The organism is Mycolicibacterium sp. SMGY-1XX (genome assembly GCF_059132455.1).
In genome coordinates this window covers 3695142-3713561 of record NZ_CP101139.1, presented here as the reverse complement: position 1 = coordinate 3713561, position 18420 = coordinate 3695142, and the positions used below count along the sequence as shown (strand labels likewise).

The following is an 18420-nucleotide window of genomic DNA, read 5'->3' as shown; positions in this document are numbered from 1 at the left end:
CCGTTTCGAGCCCAAAGGCCACCGCAGACTCCGGTCTGCGGTGGCCTTTGGGTTCAGGCGGATTCCTGCTCGTCGCGTCGCTGAATCATGTGCGGGTGCATCAACTTCAGCCAGTCGTAGGGATGCTCGGGTGAGGTGGTGCTGCCCAGGGTGAAAGTCCGGTCGCTGCGACGGGACCGCGAGATCGAGGACAGCCACGACGCCACTGTGCTGATCCGGTTCTGCACCCCGGTCAGGAACGCTATGTGGATGAAACCCCAAGCCACCCAGCCCAGGAAGCCTGCCACCTTGATCGGGCCGACCTGCAGGATCGCGTGTCCGCGGCTGATGTAGGCCGCCGAACCCAGGTCCCGGTAGCGGTACCGTTTGCGAGATTTACCGTCCAGATCGCCTCGGATGCAGGCGGCCGCATGCAGACCGCCCTGCATCGCGTTCTCGGCAACTCCCGGAAGGTGGTCCCGGCCCACGAGATCGCCGATGACGAACACCTCGGGATGACCGGGCACCGTGAGGTCGGCCTCCACCGCGATGCGGCCCGCGCGGTCGGTGGAGGCGCCCAGCGCCTGGGCGGCCCGGCGGGCGAAGGGCACGGCTTCCACACCGGCGGTCCACAGCACGGTCCGCGCCGCGTAATCCTGCGAAGCGCCACCGCTTTTCGATGTCACGGTGATGCCGTCGGGGCGGACATCCGTGACGTGCACCCCGAGGTGCAGTTCGACGCCGAGGTCTTCCAGGATGCGCGTCGCCTTGTCGGTCAGCGCCGGGGCGAAAGTTCCCAGCACCCGTTCGCCGCCATCGAAGAGCATCACCCGGGCGTCCTCGGGTTCGATGCTGTGGAACTCCTGGGCCAGCGTGCGGGTGGCCAACTCCCGAATCTGTCCCGCCAGTTCCACCCCGGTGGGTCCGCCCCCGGCTACGGCGAAGGTCAGCCAGGCGTCCCGGTCGGGACCGGGCGGAAGCGTCTCGGCCATCTCGAAGGCGCCGAACAACCGGCGGCGGACGCTGACGGCGTCGTCGAGGGTTTTCATTCCGGGCGCCCACTGCGCGAAATCCTCGTGCCCGAAGTACGCCTGCCGCATGCCGACGGCGATGACCAGTAGGTCGTAGTCGACGGTGAAGGTGCTGCCGTCGGGCCGGCGCACCGTGACCCGACGTGCGTCCGGGTCCAGGTCGCAGGCTTCGCCCAGCAGAGTGGTGACATTGTGATGGTGCGCCAGCTCCTGGCGCAGCGACCGGCTGATCTGACCGATGCTCAGGGTGCCCGTGGCGCACTGGTACAGCAATGGCTGAAAGACATGGCACGCCGCGCGGTCCAGGAGCGTGACGTCGACGTCGGCGCCGCCCAACCTGCGGGCGCAGAACAGCCCACCGAATCCGCCGCCGATGATCAACACCCGTGTCCGATCCTGTGTCATGCCTCCGGTCTACCCGGTTCCGCACGTCAGCTGGGGGAGGCTCAGCTGACGTTGAGTGTCACGATGCCGGCCATCGCGGCTGCGGCGCCCACAGCGCGGCCGGCACCCAACCGTTCCCCGAAGACCAGGCGCCCGATGAAAGCGGCGAATACGATGCCGATCTCGCGGGTGGCCGCGATGATCCCGGTGTTACCGGCCGCCTGGCCCTGGGCCCAGATGACGGCACCGTAGGCCAGCAACGAGACCACCCCGCTGGCTGCACCGATGCCGAGATACGGGCGGCAGTCAGCGGCGAGTTGTCTCGGACCGCGGATGGCCGCCACTGCGAGCAGGGTCAGGGGTCCCTGCAGCGCGAACATCCAGATCACGTAGTCGATGGCGTCGGGCACATGCTGGACGCCGATCCCGTCGATGACGGTGTAGGTGGCGATCAGGACGCCGGTGGCCACCGCGGCGGTGGTGGCCCCGCCTGACCGCGCAGCACCGCGACCGCCGGCGGCCACCAGCACGATCCCGCCGCACAGTAATGCCAGTCCGAGCCAACTGTGCGGCTGCAGATGTTGCTGTAGGGCGAGGGCGCCCACCGCGACCACCAGCAGCGGCGCGACGGCGCGGGCCAGCGGATAGGTCTGCCCGAAATCACCGAGTCGGTAGCTGCGCAGCAGGCAGAATCCGTACCCCACATGGACCACCCCCGACGCGATGATCCATGGCCAGGCGGCCGCGGGGGGCGTGGTGCACACGAAAGTCAACGGAACGGTCACCACGGTATAGGCGAGGGCCAGCAAGGCCAGCCCGGCGCGGCGATCGGGAATGTAGTGCGCCACCGCGTTCCATCCCGCGTGCAACAACCCGGCGAGGATCACCACACCCAGCACGGGAATCGTAATAGGCGCTGCGGCAACGACGTTCACGGGGCTCCTTGCGGTTGTGCCCAACCGGAGCCGGGCAGCATCTACTCGAGAGCCCCTCTAGGTTTTTGTCCCATGGGTGTGGGCGGTGAACCTCACGGCAGACCGCCTGGCGACGCTCGGACCAGACCGGCGCAAGCCGCGGAACCCTAGACGCACAGACTGGTATAGACCATAACTTTCACGCGGGCGGGACGCAACAGCCCGCCGCAGCGTTCTGAACCTGAGCAGGCATTTCGTCATACCCTCGCGGCTCGGACGACGCCCGGCCCCCGGCAATGTGCTGACGCCAACCAGGCAACGGGATAGCCTGTCCAGGAAAAGTCGGGTCCTGGGAGCTTTCAGGACGCCTTGCCGGCGCCGGCAGAGAGGGACACCCGGGATTCATGACGGAACACAACCGCGCGACGCCACGCGCCCGTGCTGCACGGGCCGCAACCGCGAGCGTGCTCTTGGCCGGTGGCGCGCTGCTGATGGCAGGTCAGGCCGCCGCCGAACCCATCGAGCCCATTCCGGCGCCGCCCGGTCAGCCCGTCGCGGGTGCTCCGCCGGCACCGGTTCTGCCGCCGCCACCTCCACCGGGCCCGCCGCCGGTGCCGCAGATGGCGAACCCGGTCTACGGACAGGGCAATTCGGGGAGCCCGTTCGGGTATCTCGGTGACATCTGGCGCGCGGCGCGCAGCGGTGATCCCGTCGGGGCGCTCGCGGGTGGCCCCGCCGGCGCGCCTGCGCCACCGCCGCCGGGCGCGGGCCCGGCGCCGGCGCTGCCACCGGGATTCGTGTCGATCAACGCCCCGGAATCCACCACGTCGCCGGGGGAGCGCTCCTCGGCTGAGGCGCAACCCGGCGGGCCTCCTCTGCCCGAGGGCTATCACCCCCTCAGCGGTCCGCCGCCTCCAGGGTGGTACGACGCGCCTGCGGGCGACCCGGCCGCACCGATCTTCCCGGCTCCGCCTGCACCGGCTCCGCCGGCACCGTGACGTCCATGAGGGCAGCAACCCAGGTTGCTGCCCTCGCTGGCCGACCCTGACAGCCCTGGCCGCCGAGCCGTCAACCCGCTGCTGCTCAGTCGTGCGCGAGCAACTGGGCCAGCTCCCGGAGGTCGCCGGCCGAGACGTCCGCATGCGGGTCGGCGCGAGAACCGGTGGCGGGACCGAACTCCAGCGGCCGGTCGACGAACGCGGTCCTGAGCCCTGCTGCGCGGGCACCGGCGAGATCGGAGGGATGCGCGGCCACCAACATCACCTCCGACGGGTCCGAGTCGAGCAGGCGGGCAGCCGTCAGATACGCCTTGGCAGCCGGTTTGTACGCGTTCGCCAGCTCCGCCGACAACACACAGTCGAATCGCAGATCGCCGTGCCGGGCAAGATCGACCAGCAGTGCGATGTGCCCGTTCGACAACGGCGCCGTGACGTGGTTGCGGCGGAGGTCCTCGAGGCCGGCCTTCACATCCGGCCACGGATCGAGCTGGTGCCAGGCCCGCACCAGGGTGTGGCGGATCTCCGGAGATGCGGTGATGCCGCGCTCGGCCAGCAGGTCATCGAGGGTCACCAGATGTAGTTCGTCGAACGTGCCCCACGCCCGCGCTCCGTCGTTGACCTCGCTCAGGATCGGCTGGTACCGCGCACGCCACGCATCGGCCAGCTCATCGGGGTCGCCGGGGAGCCCCGCCGCGCGGAACGCCCGGGAGACGCCGCCGCGCCAGTCGACGAGCGTTCCGAAGACGTCGAAGACGAGCGCGCGAATCGGCATGGCTCAGCCTGACGCGCCGAGGATCTTGATGGCGAAGACCAGGGTGTCGCCGGGCTCGATACCTGCGGCGGGCTGACCCTGCGGATAACCGTCGGCGGGAACCATCGCCACCGCGACGGTGGAGCCGACCTGTTGTCCGGCGATGGCCTTCTGGAAGCCCGGAACCACGCCGTCGAGCGGGAAGTCCACCGGAGCGCCGCGCTCGTAGCTGCTGTCGAACACCGTTCCGTCACGTCCGTTGACGCCCATGTAGCACACCGAGACCGTCGCGGTGTCGGCCACGACGGGCCCGTCCCCGGGCTGCAACGTGTGCACCTGGGTCTCCGCCACGCTGAACGGGGCTTCCACATTGACCAGCGGTGCCGCCGTGTCGGTGGAACCGCTGACCGCGACACTGCCGGTGGTTCCCGGCAACGTCCATTCGGGCGAGCCCGTGTTCTCCGGCGCCGCTGTCGGGCAGCCGCTGGAGGCGGGAGCCGGCGCGGTGACCTCGGAGGTCACCATCTCGGCCACGGACGGGGAGCTGGCCGACGTGGAGTCGCTGTCAGAGCCGCATGCGGTGAGGGTCAGGACAAGCGATGCGGCACACGCCGCCAGTGCGAGAGAAGACGGCACACGGGAGGAGTTCACGCTTGTCACGCTACAGAGGCCGCATGACGCCGCCGGTAGGGGGCGAAGGACTCTGCGGGTGAAATGCGGCGATGAATTCGGCGGGCGGCCGCGGTCTCAACTGACTCTGGCGGTGGAAGGAAGAACATCAGATGGTCATGACAGCTTCGCGTGGCGGATATGTGCCGATCAACGGACTGAACCTCTACTACGAGGTGTACGGCGACCTCGACGCGCGTCGCCCGCCGTTGCTGTTGATTCCGGGTGCTTTCATGTCCGTCGAGTCGATGGCCGCGTGGGCGTACGCGTTCGCGCGCGAACGCAGCGTGATCGTCTTCGACCAACAGGGGCACGGCCGCACCCCGGACACCCCGCGCCTCATGTCGTATGAGCAGTTCGCCGACGACGCCGCTGCGCTGCTGCAAGCTTTGCACGTGGAACGTGCCGATGTGATGGGCTACTCCCAAGGCGGCGGAGTGGCGATTCAGCTCGCGATCCGGCACCAGGCGCTGGTGAACAAGTTGGTCACCATGGCGGCGACTTATCGCAAAGAGGGTTGGTACCAGGAGGTTTTCGACTCCATCGCGACCCTGACCGCCGAGGCGTTCGCCGGCACACCGGTCGAGGCAGCGTTCCTCGACCACACACCGGACGCGACGGCCTTTACTGCCTATCTCGAGAAGATGAAGCGCCTCAACATCGACGACCAGGACATCAGCGATGCGCAGATGCGGTCGATCACCGCGCCCACCATGGTGATCGTCGGTGACGCCGACGGTGTGCGCCTCGAGCACGCAGTGCAGATGTTCACGCTGCGTGGTGGCGGAGACAAAAACGCCGCGGCCACGGGAATGTTGGAGAAGGCTCCGCCGGCGCGATTGGTGGTGCTGCCCGCGATGTCGCACGTCGGCCTGTCCGGGGAGTCGGCGCTGCTGGTGCCGATGGTCACCGCCTTCCTCGACGACGTGCCGCCTGCGACGCCGGACCTCTTCTAGAGGCCCGGTTGTCCGGGGGTCACCACCACCTCGATGGTGGTGGCGCCGGGCATCGACTCGATGACCAGGCGAGGTGCGTCGGGTGCTGATACGACGCGTCCGCCGGTGACGCTGACGTGATAGCCGTTCGGGTACGCCGCTGCGGGTGCCGAGATGACGGTCGGGGCACCGGCGCCGAAGCTGCCCGAGCCGTCGACCGCCGTGGTGGAGTAGCTGAACCGGAGGGTGCCGTCGGCGGTCGACCAGACCATCGGAGTGCCCGAGATCAGCTGGGGATAGGGCGCGGTCAGGATGGCCATGTTGCCGCTGTTGACGTTCACGCCGACCGGTGGTGAGGCGGGATCGTAGACCAGCGCCTCCACGTCGGGAGACCCGGTGATATCACCCTTGCCGGTGTAGGCCCACACTGCCCAGCTCATGAAGTACCGGTCCGCGGCGCTCATCTGATCAGTGAGCTGTGAGGTGTCGCTGGTGGCGCCGAACTCGTTCATGACCGCCGGGATGTCGTGGCGCACAGAGTAATTCCGGGCCTGGGTGGCCAGTGCACCGGCGATGAAGGTACACAACCCTCCGTCGACAGGCCCACAGTAATCGTGAAACGCCAGAACGACATTCGGATCATCGACCACGCCCAAACTGAGCGGCAGACCCAGGATGGCGGGAATCTCGGACACCGCGGGGTTGCCCGGTTCGATGTACAGCGCCGTCGTGGGGTCGACGGCCCGGATGGCGGCGGCCACCTGGTTGTACATCGGCGCCAACTGCTGCTCCCCGAAGAACGTACCGCCCAGCAGCGTCGACAACCACGAGGAACCGGGGAACGGCTCGTTCATGATGTCGTACCCGATGACTGCGGTGTTGCCACTGAAGTGACTTGCGACGTGCTCCCACGCCAGCGCGTAGTTGTCCTGCAGGCCAATTCCGTTCGGCGCTTCTGCGTTGTCCCAGAACGCATCCCAGGCGTGTTGTTGCGCTGGATTGAGGTAGTAGCCACCAGGAAACCCGGCGTCCGGGTTCGGATGTCCGCCGGTGTACGAGGCCCACTCGGGAGCGCCCTCACCGTAGAACGTGGTGCTGTAGAGGTCTTGGTGCATGTCGAGGATGGTGTAGATGCCGCGGTCGGCCAGCAGCTGCACCGTCTTCTCGATCGACGACAGGTAGGCGGTGTCGATGACTCCGGGCTCGGGTTCGACCGCCGCCCAGATGATGCCCAACCGGACCACGTTGAAGCCGTTCTCGGCGAGGAACTCCGCGTCGTCGTCATCGAAACCCGAGACCGACGGGTCGTACGGCGCGAGCTTGTACACCTCGTTGACTCCGTGAAGGATGACCACCTGCCCCTGGCTGTTGGTCAACCAGGTCCCGCTGTTGACCACGGGGGGCAAGCTCGTTTCGGAAGCTGTTGTGGACCATGGGGTCCCGGCATCGCGGCCGGACCGGCCCACTTTTCCGTGCGCGCCGAGCCATCCTGCGGTCCCACCGGCTCCGCCGAGCGCCGGCAAGCTCACGGACTCGCCGCCCACCCCGCTGTTCCCGGCCGCACCGCCGTCTCCACCACTGCCCAAAAGTTGCGCGCCGTCACCACCATTGCCGCCTCGGCCGCCGTCGGAGCCCTTCCCGCCGTCCCCACCGCGACCTCCGATGCCGAAAACCGCGCCGCGTGCGTCGCCGCCGCTACCACCTGCGCCGCCGGCGCCACCGGCGATGCCGTCGCCACCGGTACCGCCGGCGCCGCCGATACCCATGAGCCAGCCGCCGGTACCACCGCTTCCGCCTGCCGCACCCGCACCGCCGCCGCCACCGGTACCACCGTTGCCGAACAGCCCGGCCGCGCCTCCGGCCCCGCCTACGGCGCCGGCTCCGGTGGCGTCCCAGCCGTCGCCTCCGTCGCCGAGTAGCCACCCCGCGGGGCCGCCGTCCGGATGTTCTGCAGTGCCGTCGGCGCCGTCGCCGATCACATACGAACCGGCCAGCGTGTTGACCCATTCGGCGATCTGCTGACCGCCGTCGCTGTGCATCCAGTCCTGCGCGGCGGCGTGAATCGGACTGTACGCCAACGATACCCACGCGGTAGCGGTGGTCGTCTCGCGACCCGCCGCGGCCAGCGCCGTCGACGTCAGCAACACCTCCGCAGGAACATCGGGTTCCCGGCGGGCCGGCGAATCCGACGTTGCCGTCTCCTCGGTGGTCGGGTTTGTGGTTCGCTGGGTGATGCGTGGTGCCGATTCGCGTTTCCGCGGTGTGGCCGATTCGTCGGTATCTGGTTGTCGCTCAGCTTGTTTCGATGTACCCCGGTCGCTTCGACCATCCGTCGACGACGCCGCGCTGCGGGTTGTTGTCGATCGGCGCTGAGTACGCTCTGTCCTGTCGGCGCCTGCCGTGGCCTTGGCGGTGCGTGCGGAGTGCGATTCCTGTGGAGTGGAATCACTGTCGGCCCACGCCGTTCCCGAGGTCAGCGCCGCGCCGATTCCGAGCGCGACCGCCAGACCGCTGACTCGACCGACATAGGCAGCTGCCGCCATCGACCATGTATACGGCAGACGTCCATCGGCGGGGGCGGATTCGAACACCTCGACGGCACGCAGAACGGCGGGCAAAGCCTCTGGACTCAGCGCGTGGTGATCCACCGACAGTCCCTCGTTAACTGCTTATTGACGGTTGAACACGGAATTGTGCCGCACCGCAACGCTTTATTGACGTGAGTGTCGGCTGAAATTGGGTCTTGACGCAGGGTCGCCGCAAACTAAAGAATCAGGGCGATTCCTCTCAGGAAACGCTAAGGCAAGCGCCCACCGTCGCGGGTTGGGGCTCTGACGCAAGGGGTTCTACATGTACGTGACGAGTGGACGCCGGCCTGCGCCGCGCACGGCCGGACAGTACTTCACCGCCGGGCTCGCCGGAGCCGCCATGGTGGGCCTGGGCGCCCTGGCGCTGGCCACGCCTGACGCGCCGCCGACCACGCGCACCGCGCAGGTGCACCTCGTCGCCAACGAATGCGACAACCTGGACCCGAATTGTGACGGTGGGCTGGGTACATCCGCGGCCGCTTCGCTGGAAACGCCGGACGCGCTGAGCTTCCAGCCGCTTTTCGGGCCCGGTGGGCTGTTGATCGGCAATGGCCTCGACGCCTCGGATGACTGCACGGGCGAGGCCTGCAACGGCGGGAACGGCGGCATCTTCTTCGGCAACGGAGGTAAAGGCGCCAACGGTGGAACCGGCGGCAATGCCGGGCTCTTCGGTGACGGCGGTGCGGGCGGCAAAGGCGCTGTGGCGCAGGACAATTTGCCCGCCACCAACGGTGGTGCAGGCGGCGCAGGTGGCCTCTTCTGGGGCAACGGAGGCACGGGCGGTGCCGGGGCGGACGCGGTGTACATCGACGGAGAGCTGGTGTCCAAGGCCACCGCCGGCGGCAACGGTGGGAACGCCGGCTGGGGCTTCGGTAGTGGGGGCAGCGGCGGCGCCGGCGGTTCGGACGACTCCTCGGAGGCCGACCCGCTGACCTCCGCCGAGGGCGGCGCGGGCGGTACCGGTGGAGCCGGAGCCATCTTCGGCGGAACCGGCGGCACCGGCGGGGCGGGAGGCTCGGCCACCTCCGATGACGGCGACGCCAAGGGTGGTCTCGGTGGGGCCGGAGGAACCGGCGGCGGTGTGTTCGGTTCCGGAGGCAAGGGCGGCCAAGGCGGCGCGGCCGATGCCGCCGAAGGCGACGTGGCCGGGGGAGACGGAGGCTCGGGTGGTTCCGGCGGCATCGGCTTCGGCAGAGGCGGCGACGGCGGTGACGGCGGTGAGGGAACCAGCGTCGGCGGCATCAAGACCGGCGGTGCCGGTGGCTCCGGTGGCTCCGGCGGGTTCGGCGGCCGCAACGGCTCCCAGGGGGACAGCGGCAGCACCTCCGACGACTCCGATTCGGACTGACACACCTGAGGTGTGCCGCGCCCCCGCCGGGGAACCCTCGGGGGCATGGCGCGCAAGCCGTGGAGGTTCATCCACGACCACCTGAGCAGGGCCGACGAACACTTCGGACTGCGCCTCGGTGCAGGTCTGCTCGGCACATTCGTGGCCGCGACGGTCTTTGCGGTGCTGCTGTTGCTGGTTCGGGCCGGTTGGCCGCCGTTGCGTCAGCTCGACATCGGTACCGCCGAGGCGTTCAGGCGCATCGACGCAGCCCACCCCGGACTCGTGACGACGGCCGAAGCTGTCAGCCGCGTTCTGGATCCGAATGTCTTCCGGGCTCTGCTCACGCTGCTGGCGGTGGCGTATCTGGTGCACGGTGAGCGCCGTCATGCGGTGTGGCTGCTCACCACCGTATGGGGCGGTGCCGCCCTCGGGCTCGCGCTGAAGATCGTTGTCGGGCGGGCCCGTCCGGTACTGCCGGAGCCGGTGTCGTCAGCGCCGGGCCTGTCGTTCCCGTCCGGTCACGCGCTCGGCGCATCCATCGGCTGCTGCGTTCTGCTGCTGTTGACACTGCGTTTCCTGTCGCTACGCGGACGCATTGCGGCCGTCGTCGTGGCGTGCGTCGTGGTGTGTGCCGTTGCGCTCGCCCGGGTGGTGCTCGGCGTCCATTTCCTCAGCGACGTGCTGGCCGGTGTCATGCTCGGCGTGGCGTGGGTGGCCGCGACGACATGGGCGTACGTGGCGTGGCGGCGGGAGACAGGTCAGCCGGTGGAACGGCCCGCAGACGTCGGGACGGCCGAGCATCCTCGGGCTACCCCGCGCGCTTGAACACCGTTGCGACCGGGTACATCCTGAAGATGCGCCCGCAGGGCATTCGCCGCGTCGCACGCGATGTCGGGTGGCTGGTTGTCCCGGCACTGGGCCTCATTGCGCTGATGGTTCTGGTGGGGTATCTGGTCACCGACGTGTTGCCGTCGAGTGCAGTAGGTCGATGGGATGCCGACGTGCCCCGGCGGCTTGTCGAACACCGGCAGAATGACGGCATCTCGGAGAGCAAGTTCATCACCACACTGTCGGCGACTCCGACCATCATCACGCTCGCGGTGCTGGCCGCAATCGCATTCCGGTGGACGTTCGGCAGGTGGCGCGAATCGCTGGTCGTGATCTATGCGGTGGCGGGGGAGACCGCGGTGTTCATGGTGACGACGTTGTTCATCGACCGGCCCAGGCCCCGCGTGCCACAACTGGACGTCGCGCCGCCCACGTCGTCATTCCCGTCGGGGCACACCGCGGCGGCCGTGTGCTTCTACGGTGCGATCGCGGCGATCGCGATCTGGCACAGCCGGCACCGAATGCTCACGGTCGCCATCGTATTCATCTGCGCCGCAGTACCATTGGCGATCGCAAGCAGCCGGGTGTATCGCGGTATGCACTATCCGAGTGATGTGCTCGCCGGTGTGCTGCTGGGCGCCATCTGGCTGGGCACCGTCATCGTCTACGTGCGCAAGCACGACGCCGGCGGCCGCCGCGACGCGGCCGTCGACGCCGACAGGAGGCTGGTGAATGACTGATGCGGGCAGCGGTCATCGTCAACCCGGCGAAGTCGGATGTGGCAGATGTCAGGGAGCACGTCGACACGATGCTGTCGGCGGCCGGGTGGACACCATCGTTGTGGCTGGAGACCACAGTGCAAGATCCGGGGCCAGGCATGGCGCGGGCGGCGGTGGACTCGGGTGCGCACCTCGTCGTGGTCTGTGGTGGCGACGGCACCGTGATGGCGTGCCTGGGCGCGCTCGCCGGCAGTGGGCTGCCGGTCGCGATTCTGCCGGTCGGCAGCGGCAATCTGCTTGCGCGCAACCTCGGGATTCCGTTGGAACTCGATGATGCGCTGGCAACGGCCGTAGACGGGGTGGACCGTCGCATCGATCTGGGATTGGCCGGGGGCCAGCTGTTCGCGGTGATGGCAGGCATGGGCTTCGATGCGGCGATAATGGCCGACACCACCGAGGAGTTGAAGCGGATCGCAGGCTGGCCCGCGTACATCGCGAGCGCCCTGCGGCATCTGCGGGACCCGGTGCTGCACGTGCAACTGGGCATCGACGGCGCTACACCGCTGCGCAGGACGGCCCGCACCGTCCTGGTGGGCAATGTCGGTCAACTCCAAGGCGGACTGGAGCTACTGCCCGACGCCGCAGCCGACGACGGGATTCTCGACGTGGTCGTAGTCGCCCCGCGATCTCTGACCGATTGGCTTCACGTCGTCTACCGGATCGCACGCAAACCGCGCACCACCATCCCGCACCTCGAACGCTTTCGAGGACAGTCGATCTCGGTGGAAGCCGACCGCGTGGCACCGCGGCAGATGGACGGCGAGGTGATCCCCGAAGGCCGTCGCATCGACGTGCGCGTTCTACCCGGCGCACTCGTGGTTCGGGTGCCGCCCACGGTGGTTGCGGCCGCGTGACGGGGTAGGAGGCTGCCATGGGCACCGCAAGCCGCGTGCCGGAGACGATCACCATCTCCGGGGACGAACTGTCCGCCGACGACGCTCTGACCGCGCTGCGGCGTTACGGGCGGTGGAATCTGGTCAAGAACTCGTTCATCCGATTCCGATACGCCGACGGCTTCTCGCATGCGCGGGCTTTGGCGTTGCAGCTGTGTCTGTCTTTCATCCCACTGATCATCGCCGTGGTCGGGCTGGCCAGCGCCGTGCACGCGGAGAATGTGGCGCAGGTGATCACCCAGACCGTGGCCGGCGTACTGCCCGGCAAGGCGCAGGGGGACATGGTGGAGCAGGCCGCGGCGCGGACCCAGGAGCAGGGCGTGACGGCCGGCCAGGTGGCGTTGTGGCTCGGGTTGCTTGCGGCGATCATCGCGTTGACCACGGCGATGGGGCAGATCGAGCGGGGGGCCAACCGCATCTACGGCATCGAGCGTGACCGGCCCGCGGTGAAGAAATACGGCCGGGCACTGCTGATGGCCTTGACCGCCGGCCTGCTGTTGCAACTCGGCTTCGTCGTCATCATCGCCGGTGATGCGCTCGGTGAATCGCTGGCGGCGACATATGGCCTGGGTGAGACCTTCCAGACGTGGTGGACGGTGGGTAGTTGGCCGGTGGGGATCGTCCTGGCGTGGGCGTCGTTCACCGTCCTCATCGAGCGCGGGCCCCGGCGCCGTCAACCGGGCTACTCGTGGCTGGCCTTCGGAGCGGCAGTGGCACTGGCCCTGTGGTTGGTGTTGACCGGAGCGCTCGCGTTGTATGTGCTCGAGAGCGCGTCCTTCGGCGATACCTACGGTCCGTTGACGGGAATCTTCGCGCTGCTGCTGTGGGCCAACCTGTCGTCGGTCGCATTGTTCCTCGGGGTGGCGTTCGCAGCGCAACTCGAGGCCGTCCGTGCCGGCTCGCCCGAGCCCACGACGGGGGACCCGTTGTCAGCCAGCGGGGTGTGAAGGCTGCGCGGGCGCCTGCTCGTCCTCTAAGTGCTCATCGTCGGCCGGCGCCTCGTCCTCGGAAGCGTCCTCGGGAGCGTCGTCGGGAGGCGCTTCACCGGCACGCGCGGCGACCTGCTCGTTGTAGTACCGGAGAATCACCACCGCAGCGGCCGCGACGGGCACCGCCAGGAACGCGCCGATCACCCCGAAGGTCGAGGCGCCCAGGGTCACCGCCAGCAGCACGATCACAGCGTGCAGTTTCATGGACTTCGACTGCAGCCACGGCTGCAGCACGTTGCCCTCGAGTTGTTGCACCGCCAGGATGATTCCCAGCACGATCAACGCGTTCACCGGGCCGCTGGACACAAGCGCGACCAACACGGCCAGACCGCCGGCGACGAACGCACCGACGATGGGTACGAACCCGCCGATGAAGGTGATGATCGCCAGGGCATACGCCAACGGCACCCCCAGGATCAACAAACCGATCCCGATGAGCACCGCGTCGACCAGGCTCACCAGCGCTTGGGTCCGGATGAATCCGCCGAGAGTGGACCACACGCGGGTGAGGATCTCCGCCACGTGCGGCGCAGCGGGCATCCCGACGGTGCGACGCAACCACGGGATGAACCGGGGACCGTCCTTCAGGAAGAAGAAAGTCACCACCACGGTGGTGAACACGGTGACCAGCGCCGACGTCGCCGCGCCCACACCGGTGAAGACGCCGGAGGCGATCTGAGCGCTGCTCGAGTTCAGCCGGTCGGTGATTGCGGTGACCGCTGAATTGAGTTGTGCCTCACTGATGTTCAGCGGCGGCCCACCGAGCCAGTCGCGCACCTGCACCACCCCCGCCGTCGCCTGTTCGGCCAGCTCGGTGGACTGCTCGACGATCGCCGGGGCCACGGCGGCGACCACACCGGCGATCACCCCCATCGCGACCAGCAGCGCCGACAAGCTCGCTACCGCCGGCGGCAGGCCTTTGCGCAGCAGCCATCGCACCGGTGGCCACAAGACCGTGCAGACGATCAACGCCAGCGCCACCGGCAAGATGATCACCCACGTCTTGCCGACCACCCAGGCGAGCACCCAGAGCGCGGCGGCCACCGCGATGAACTGCGCGGCCACCACCGCGGTCGATCGAAGATGGCCACCGTAGACAGATCCGCGACGGGGAACCGCACTCATTGTGTCCTTCACCCCCCTCAGTTACCCACCGCCGGGCCATTCGAAGTGCCCGGGCCGTCGATTCCCGCTCACATCGGTGTCTGATCGCTCACCTTTGCGGATTGTCGGGCCGGGCGGGGGAACACTCGGAAGTAGCGACAAGGAGGTCACCGATGGCTTACGTGCAGGGATCGGGTGCCGGGCCGGTCTTGTTGTATGACGGGATCTGCGGATTCTGCAACAGCGCCGTGCAGACCATTCTGCGGCTGGACCGACGCAACACTCTGCGATTCGCCGCCCTGGACAGCGACTTCGCCCGAGAGGTGATCGTCCGCCATCCGATCCTGGCCGGCGTGGACTCGGTCGTATACGTCGACAACCCCGGCGCACCCGATGAGCGGGTGACTGTCCGGTCGGCTGCCGCGCTGCGCGTGGTGGAGTATCTCGGCGGTCCATGGCGCGCCCTGAAATTCGCCGGGCTGATTCCCACGCCGCTGCGAGATCGGCTCTACGACGGCTTCGCCCGAATTCGGTACCGCATCTTCGGGACACACGACACGTGCCCCATTCCGGCGCCCGAGGTGCGGGCCCGGTTCCTGTCCTAGCCGCTCATTCGCCGAGCCCTGCGCAGATCTTGCGCAGCAGGTGGGCAAGCGTTTCGCGTTCGGCCCCCGACAATGCGGCGATCATCTCCTCGTCATCGGCGAGGCGCCGCGGCATCTCGTCGTCCACCACGGCCTGGCCGGCATCGGTCAACGCCAGCAGTACCACCCGTCCGTCTCGCTCGGATTTCTGCCGGACCAGGAGTTCGCGGCGCAGGAGACTGTCGGCGATCTTGGTGATCGACGCTCCGCTGAGCATGGTGGTGGACACGACTTCGCTGGCTCGAAGCGGGCGACCGGCGCGTGCCAGGGCGCTGAGGACACTGAACTCCGACCGGGTGATGCCGTGGCGTTCGAGATGCAGATCGAGCCGTTGATTGCTGATCGAGGCGATCCGGTGCACCCGGCCCAACACCTCGATGGGTGCGGTGTCCAGGTCGGGGCAGGCCTGTTCCCATTCACGGCGGATGCGGTCGACGGTGTCCGTGAGCGCGCGCGCATCTGCGGGTTGAGGCACGCGGCCATGATATCCCCGGAGTATTTTATAAGTAAAATAGTGATAAAGTTCCTCGGGTGATCCTCGAACAAGTCGGTCGCGGCAGCGCGGCCCTGCGTCATGCCGTCGATCCGCAATCCTGGCGCGGCGCTCTTCGGCTGGATCTGCACCGGGCCGCCGTGACGGGACCGCTGTGCGTGGGTGTCGCGGTGACACTGGTGTTCGTCATCGGCGGTCTGGTCCATCAGCGGGATATCGCTGGGTTCGCCGCGCTGGGAGCATTGGTGTCGGCGTTCTGCCGCCCCGACCCCTATCCTGTGCGCTTCGGGCGCCTGCTCGTCCTGGCGGCAGGTATCACGGCGGCCCTCGGCATCGGGGCCCTGCTGGGCGCCGGCGGGTACCCCCTCGCCGTTGTCGTTGCGGTGATCTCGCTCCTCGCCGGAGCGGCAGCGTATCTGGTCTGGGCCCTGCACATCGTCGGCCCTGGTGCTGTGGTGTTCGTGTTCGGCGCAGTGGGTGCCGCCGGCTTCGCCCACGATGCCGGCGATGTGTTCCGAGTGGTGACGGCCACGGTCCTCGGTGCGGTGATCGGTGTGTCGGCCGCGATGGCCCCGTGGTGGGGTGCGCTGCTACTTCGCAAGAAACCGAAACAACCCTCCGCGCAACGGGAATCGCTTCGTGTGACGATGGCCCGTGCGCCGCACCGGCGACTGATCGCGCGCGGCGGGTGCATCGCGGTGGCGGGAGCGCTCGGCGCAGCCATCGCGGCCGGCGCCCATCTGGAACATCCGATGTGGGCCACGATGGGCGCGGTGGCAACCATGCAGGGCGTCGGCTACCACGTGGCGGTACACCGCGGTGTGCAGCGTCTGCTCGGCAACATCGGCGGCGCACTGCTGGCGGCGGCCCTGTTGGCGCTACCGCTGGGCTACTGGGGTGCCGTCGCAGCCATCGTCGTCTTCCAGGTGGTCGCCGAGGTGGCCTCGACAGTGAACTACGCGGTCACCTCGTTGGCGGTGACTCCGATGGCGCTGCTGCTCACCGGGCTCGGTGCGGGACTGTCACCGGAGATCGCCCTCGACCGGATCGCTGATACCGGTATCGGCATCGTCGTGGGTATCGTCATCGCCGCCGTGACCATCAGTTCCGCCGAGCACCAGAGTCTGCGCGCCACCGCACACTGATCTGGCATTGTGTTTGACTGAGACGGTGAACGCCTCGAGGCAACGATTCGTCGACACCAACGGAGTCACGCTGAGGGTCACCGAGGCCGGCGACCGTGGTGCCCCGGTAGTCGTTCTGGCACATGGATTTCCCGAACTCGCGTTCTCGTGGCGGCACCAGATCCCGGTCCTCGCCGCAGCGGGCTACCACGTGCTGGCCCCCGATCAGCGCGGTTACGGGGGATCCTCGCGCCCCGCGTCGGTCGCCGACTACGACATCGTGAACCTCACCGGCGATATCGTGGGCCTGCTCGACGACGTCGACGCTGACCGGGCGGCGATAGTGGGTCACGACTGGGGTGCGTTGGTGGCAACCAACTTCGCGCTGCTGCACCCGGACCGGGTGTCGGCGTTGGTGGCGCTCAGCGTTGCGCCGGCACCGCGCCCACCTGTACCCCCGACACAACTGTGGCGCAGCGTCTTCGGCGACAACTTCGCCTACGTCCTCTACTTCCAGGAACCGGGGCCCGCCGATGCCGAGCTGAACGCCGATCCGGCCCGCACGATGCGCAGGTTGATGGGCGGAATTCGCTCGGTCAACGGTGAGAACATCTTTCTGGAGATGGCGACGCCCGGTCCTGCGGGCTTCATCGAGCGGTTGCCCGAAACGGAGTGGCCGCAGTGGATCACGCAGGACGAGGCAGACCACTACATCGCCGAATTCACCGCCACCGGATTCACCGGCCCGCTGAACTGGTACCGGAACTTCGACCGGAACTGGGAGCTCACCGAGACCACCGCATCCCCGACGATCGCAGTTCCGACGTTGTTCCTCGGCGGCACCGCCGATCCGGCGATGGCGATGTCGCCGCGTGACCGTGTTCGGGAGGTCGTCACCGCGCCCTACCGGGAGGTACTGATCGACGGTGCCGGCCACTGGCTGCAGGAGGAAAGGCCCGGCGAGGTCAATGCCGCGCTGACCGCGTTTCTCGGTGACGTGGAGCCCGCCTGACGGGTGAACCGCCGGGTCACCACATCGACCGTGTGGTCAGTAGTCCCAGACGGTCGGGACGAAACGGAACGCGTTGCCGGCGACCGCCACCCGGCAGACGGAGGGGAACGACAGGTGGGTCGCCACCAGCGCCTCACCCGTCGCCGCCAGTTCGTGCAGCAGACGGACCCGGACCCGCGCCGCTTCCTCGGGGTCATGCTCAAAGCCGTTGTGCCACTCGGGCTTGTCGAAGCCGGGTTGGAACACGGCGTCGCCGGCGAACGTCAGCCGGTCACCGCCGGACTCCAGACGGACGATGCTGTGCCCCGGGGTGTGACCACCCGTACGGCAGACCCGTACGCCCGGTGCCACCTCGTACTCCGTCTGGAACGGCTGCAACTGGCTGCGGTACACATCCAGAAATCGTGATGCGGTGGAGCGCAGCACCTCGGGCACCGGCGCCGGCATGGCGGTGCGGGAGAAATCGGGGGCGGCCCAGAATTCGGCCTCGGCGGTCGCCAGGTGGATCCTCAGGTCCGGGCGCATCCGGCCCCGCAGTCCATCGGCGAGCAGTCCGCCGATGTGATCCATGTGCAAGTGGGTGAGCACCACATCGGTCACCGATGCCGGGGCAATGCCGGCGGCCTCCAGACGCATCGCCAGCTGGCCCGCCCGCGGAAAGCCCGGAAACTCAAGGCCCAGGCCGGAATCGATCAGAATTGTCCGATCACCACTACGGACCACGGCGACATTGAGCGGCCAGTCCAAGACATCCGGGGGCAGGAACATGTCCTCGAGCCAGGCCGCCAACTCCGCCGAGTCGGCGTTGGTGGCCAACGTTTCCGCCGTGATCGGCAGTACGCCGTCACTGATCACCATCACCTCGATCTCACCGACCCGCAGTGCATAGCGGGAGGGCACCAACTCGTCATGTACCGCCCCAACGGAATGTGCGATGTTGACCAAGCTCATGTTCTTCTCCTCCTGGACTCTTCA

18 protein-coding genes are annotated in these 18420 nt (G+C 68.1%); 10 read left to right on the top strand and 8 right to left on the bottom strand.

Annotation, left to right across the window (positions count from 1 at the left end):
- Nucleotides 1-53: 53 nt before the first annotated feature.
- Nucleotides 54-1415 carry an NAD(P)/FAD-dependent oxidoreductase gene (locus NL241_RS17950; RefSeq protein ID WP_494394600.1) on the bottom strand — a complete coding sequence of 454 codons (1362 nt, stop codon included), beginning with the start codon at nt 1413-1415 and terminating at the stop codon, nt 54-56.
- A gap of 41 nt (nt 1416-1456) precedes the next feature.
- Complete coding sequence (locus tag NL241_RS17945) at nt 1457-2329, bottom strand: EamA family transporter (RefSeq protein WP_487694718.1); 873 nt, start codon at nt 2327-2329, stop codon at nt 1457-1459.
- A gap of 383 nt (nt 2330-2712) precedes the next feature.
- Here NL241_RS17945 and NL241_RS17940 point away from each other — a divergent pair, with 383 nt between their 5' ends.
- Nucleotides 2713-3306: a hypothetical protein gene (locus NL241_RS17940; protein ID WP_494394599.1), complete on the top strand. Its 594-nt coding sequence runs from the start codon at nt 2713-2715 to the stop codon at nt 3304-3306.
- Between the two features lie 85 nt (nt 3307-3391).
- Here NL241_RS17940 and NL241_RS17935 read toward each other — a convergent pair whose 3' ends face one another.
- Both NL241_RS17935 and NL241_RS17930 read right to left on the bottom strand, forming a co-directional pair.
- The gene (locus NL241_RS17935) at nt 3392-4078 is read right to left on the bottom strand and encodes a haloacid dehalogenase type II (protein WP_487694715.1); all 687 of its coding nucleotides are present in this window, start codon (nt 4076-4078) and stop codon (nt 3392-3394) included.
- 3 nt (nt 4079-4081) lie between these two features.
- Nucleotides 4082-4708 carry an FKBP-type peptidyl-prolyl cis-trans isomerase gene (locus tag NL241_RS17930; RefSeq protein WP_494394598.1) on the bottom strand — a complete coding sequence of 209 codons (627 nt, stop codon included), beginning with the start codon at nt 4706-4708 and terminating at the stop codon, nt 4082-4084.
- A gap of 137 nt (nt 4709-4845) precedes the next feature.
- On the opposite strand from NL241_RS17930, the gene NL241_RS17925 reads away from it, so the two are divergent.
- Nucleotides 4846-5682 (top strand): alpha/beta fold hydrolase, encoded by an 837-nt coding sequence (locus NL241_RS17925; protein ID WP_494394597.1) that lies wholly within the window; start codon nt 4846-4848, stop codon nt 5680-5682.
- Here NL241_RS17925 and NL241_RS17920 read toward each other — a convergent pair.
- Nucleotides 5679-8309: a cellulase family glycosylhydrolase gene (locus tag NL241_RS17920; protein ID WP_494394596.1), complete on the bottom strand. Its 2631-nt coding sequence runs from the start codon at nt 8307-8309 to the stop codon at nt 5679-5681. The two genes, NL241_RS17925 and NL241_RS17920, sit on opposite strands and share 4 nt — an antisense overlap.
- A gap of 202 nt (nt 8310-8511) precedes the next feature.
- Here NL241_RS17920 and NL241_RS17915 point away from each other — a divergent pair, with 202 nt between their 5' ends.
- From NL241_RS17915 to NL241_RS17895, 5 genes are read left to right on the top strand one after another with little or no spacing between them, the layout of a single operon-like run.
- A complete protein-coding gene (locus NL241_RS17915; RefSeq protein WP_494394595.1) occupies nt 8512-9597 on the top strand; it encodes a PGRS repeat-containing protein in 1086 nt (361 codons plus the stop codon).
- Nucleotides 9598-9642: 45 nt separating this feature from the next.
- Nucleotides 9643-10404, top strand: coding sequence for a phosphatase PAP2 family protein (locus tag NL241_RS17910; protein ID WP_494394594.1), 762 nt, complete (start codon nt 9643-9645; stop codon nt 10402-10404).
- Nucleotides 10401-11147, top strand: a complete 747-nt coding sequence (locus NL241_RS17905) for a phosphatase PAP2 family protein (RefSeq protein ID WP_494394593.1) — start codon at nt 10401-10403, stop codon at nt 11145-11147. The genes NL241_RS17910 and NL241_RS17905 overlap by 4 nt, the downstream gene beginning before the upstream one ends.
- Nucleotides 11147-12040: a diacylglycerol/lipid kinase family protein gene (locus tag NL241_RS17900; RefSeq protein WP_494394592.1), complete on the top strand. Its 894-nt coding sequence runs from the start codon at nt 11147-11149 to the stop codon at nt 12038-12040. The genes NL241_RS17905 and NL241_RS17900 overlap by 1 nt, the downstream gene beginning before the upstream one ends.
- 17 nt (nt 12041-12057) lie before the next feature.
- Complete coding sequence (locus tag NL241_RS17895; protein ID WP_494394591.1) at nt 12058-13026, top strand: YihY/virulence factor BrkB family protein; 969 nt, start codon at nt 12058-12060, stop codon at nt 13024-13026.
- Here NL241_RS17895 and NL241_RS17890 read toward each other — a convergent pair.
- Complete coding sequence (locus tag NL241_RS17890) at nt 13009-14193, bottom strand: AI-2E family transporter (protein ID WP_494394590.1); 1185 nt, start codon at nt 14191-14193, stop codon at nt 13009-13011. The genes NL241_RS17895 and NL241_RS17890 overlap by 18 nt on opposite strands.
- Nucleotides 14194-14345: 152 nt before the next feature.
- On the opposite strand from NL241_RS17890, the gene NL241_RS17885 reads away from it, so the two are divergent.
- On the top strand, nt 14346-14777 hold the full coding sequence (locus tag NL241_RS17885; RefSeq protein ID WP_487694702.1) for a thiol-disulfide oxidoreductase DCC family protein: 432 nt from the start codon (nt 14346-14348) through the stop codon (nt 14775-14777).
- A gap of 4 nt (nt 14778-14781) precedes the next feature.
- Here the strand turns inward: NL241_RS17885 and NL241_RS17880 are convergent, their stop codons facing one another.
- Entirely contained in the window at nt 14782-15291 is a 510-nt protein-coding gene (locus tag NL241_RS17880; RefSeq protein ID WP_487694701.1) for a MarR family winged helix-turn-helix transcriptional regulator, read from the bottom strand.
- A 59-nt stretch (nt 15292-15350) separates the two neighbouring features.
- On the opposite strand from NL241_RS17880, the gene NL241_RS17875 reads away from it, so the two are divergent.
- Both NL241_RS17875 and NL241_RS17870 read left to right on the top strand, forming a co-directional pair.
- The gene (locus NL241_RS17875; RefSeq protein WP_494398334.1) at nt 15351-16454 is read left to right on the top strand and encodes an FUSC family protein; all 1104 of its coding nucleotides are present in this window, start codon (nt 15351-15353) and stop codon (nt 16452-16454) included.
- A gap of 25 nt (nt 16455-16479) precedes the next feature.
- Complete coding sequence (locus NL241_RS17870; protein ID WP_494394589.1) at nt 16480-17445, top strand: alpha/beta fold hydrolase; 966 nt, start codon at nt 16480-16482, stop codon at nt 17443-17445.
- A 36-nt stretch (nt 17446-17481) separates the two neighbouring features.
- Here NL241_RS17870 and NL241_RS17865 read toward each other — a convergent pair whose 3' ends face one another.
- Complete coding sequence (locus NL241_RS17865) at nt 17482-18396, bottom strand: MBL fold metallo-hydrolase (protein ID WP_494394588.1); 915 nt, start codon at nt 18394-18396, stop codon at nt 17482-17484.
- Between the last annotated feature and the right edge of the window lie 24 nt (nt 18397-18420).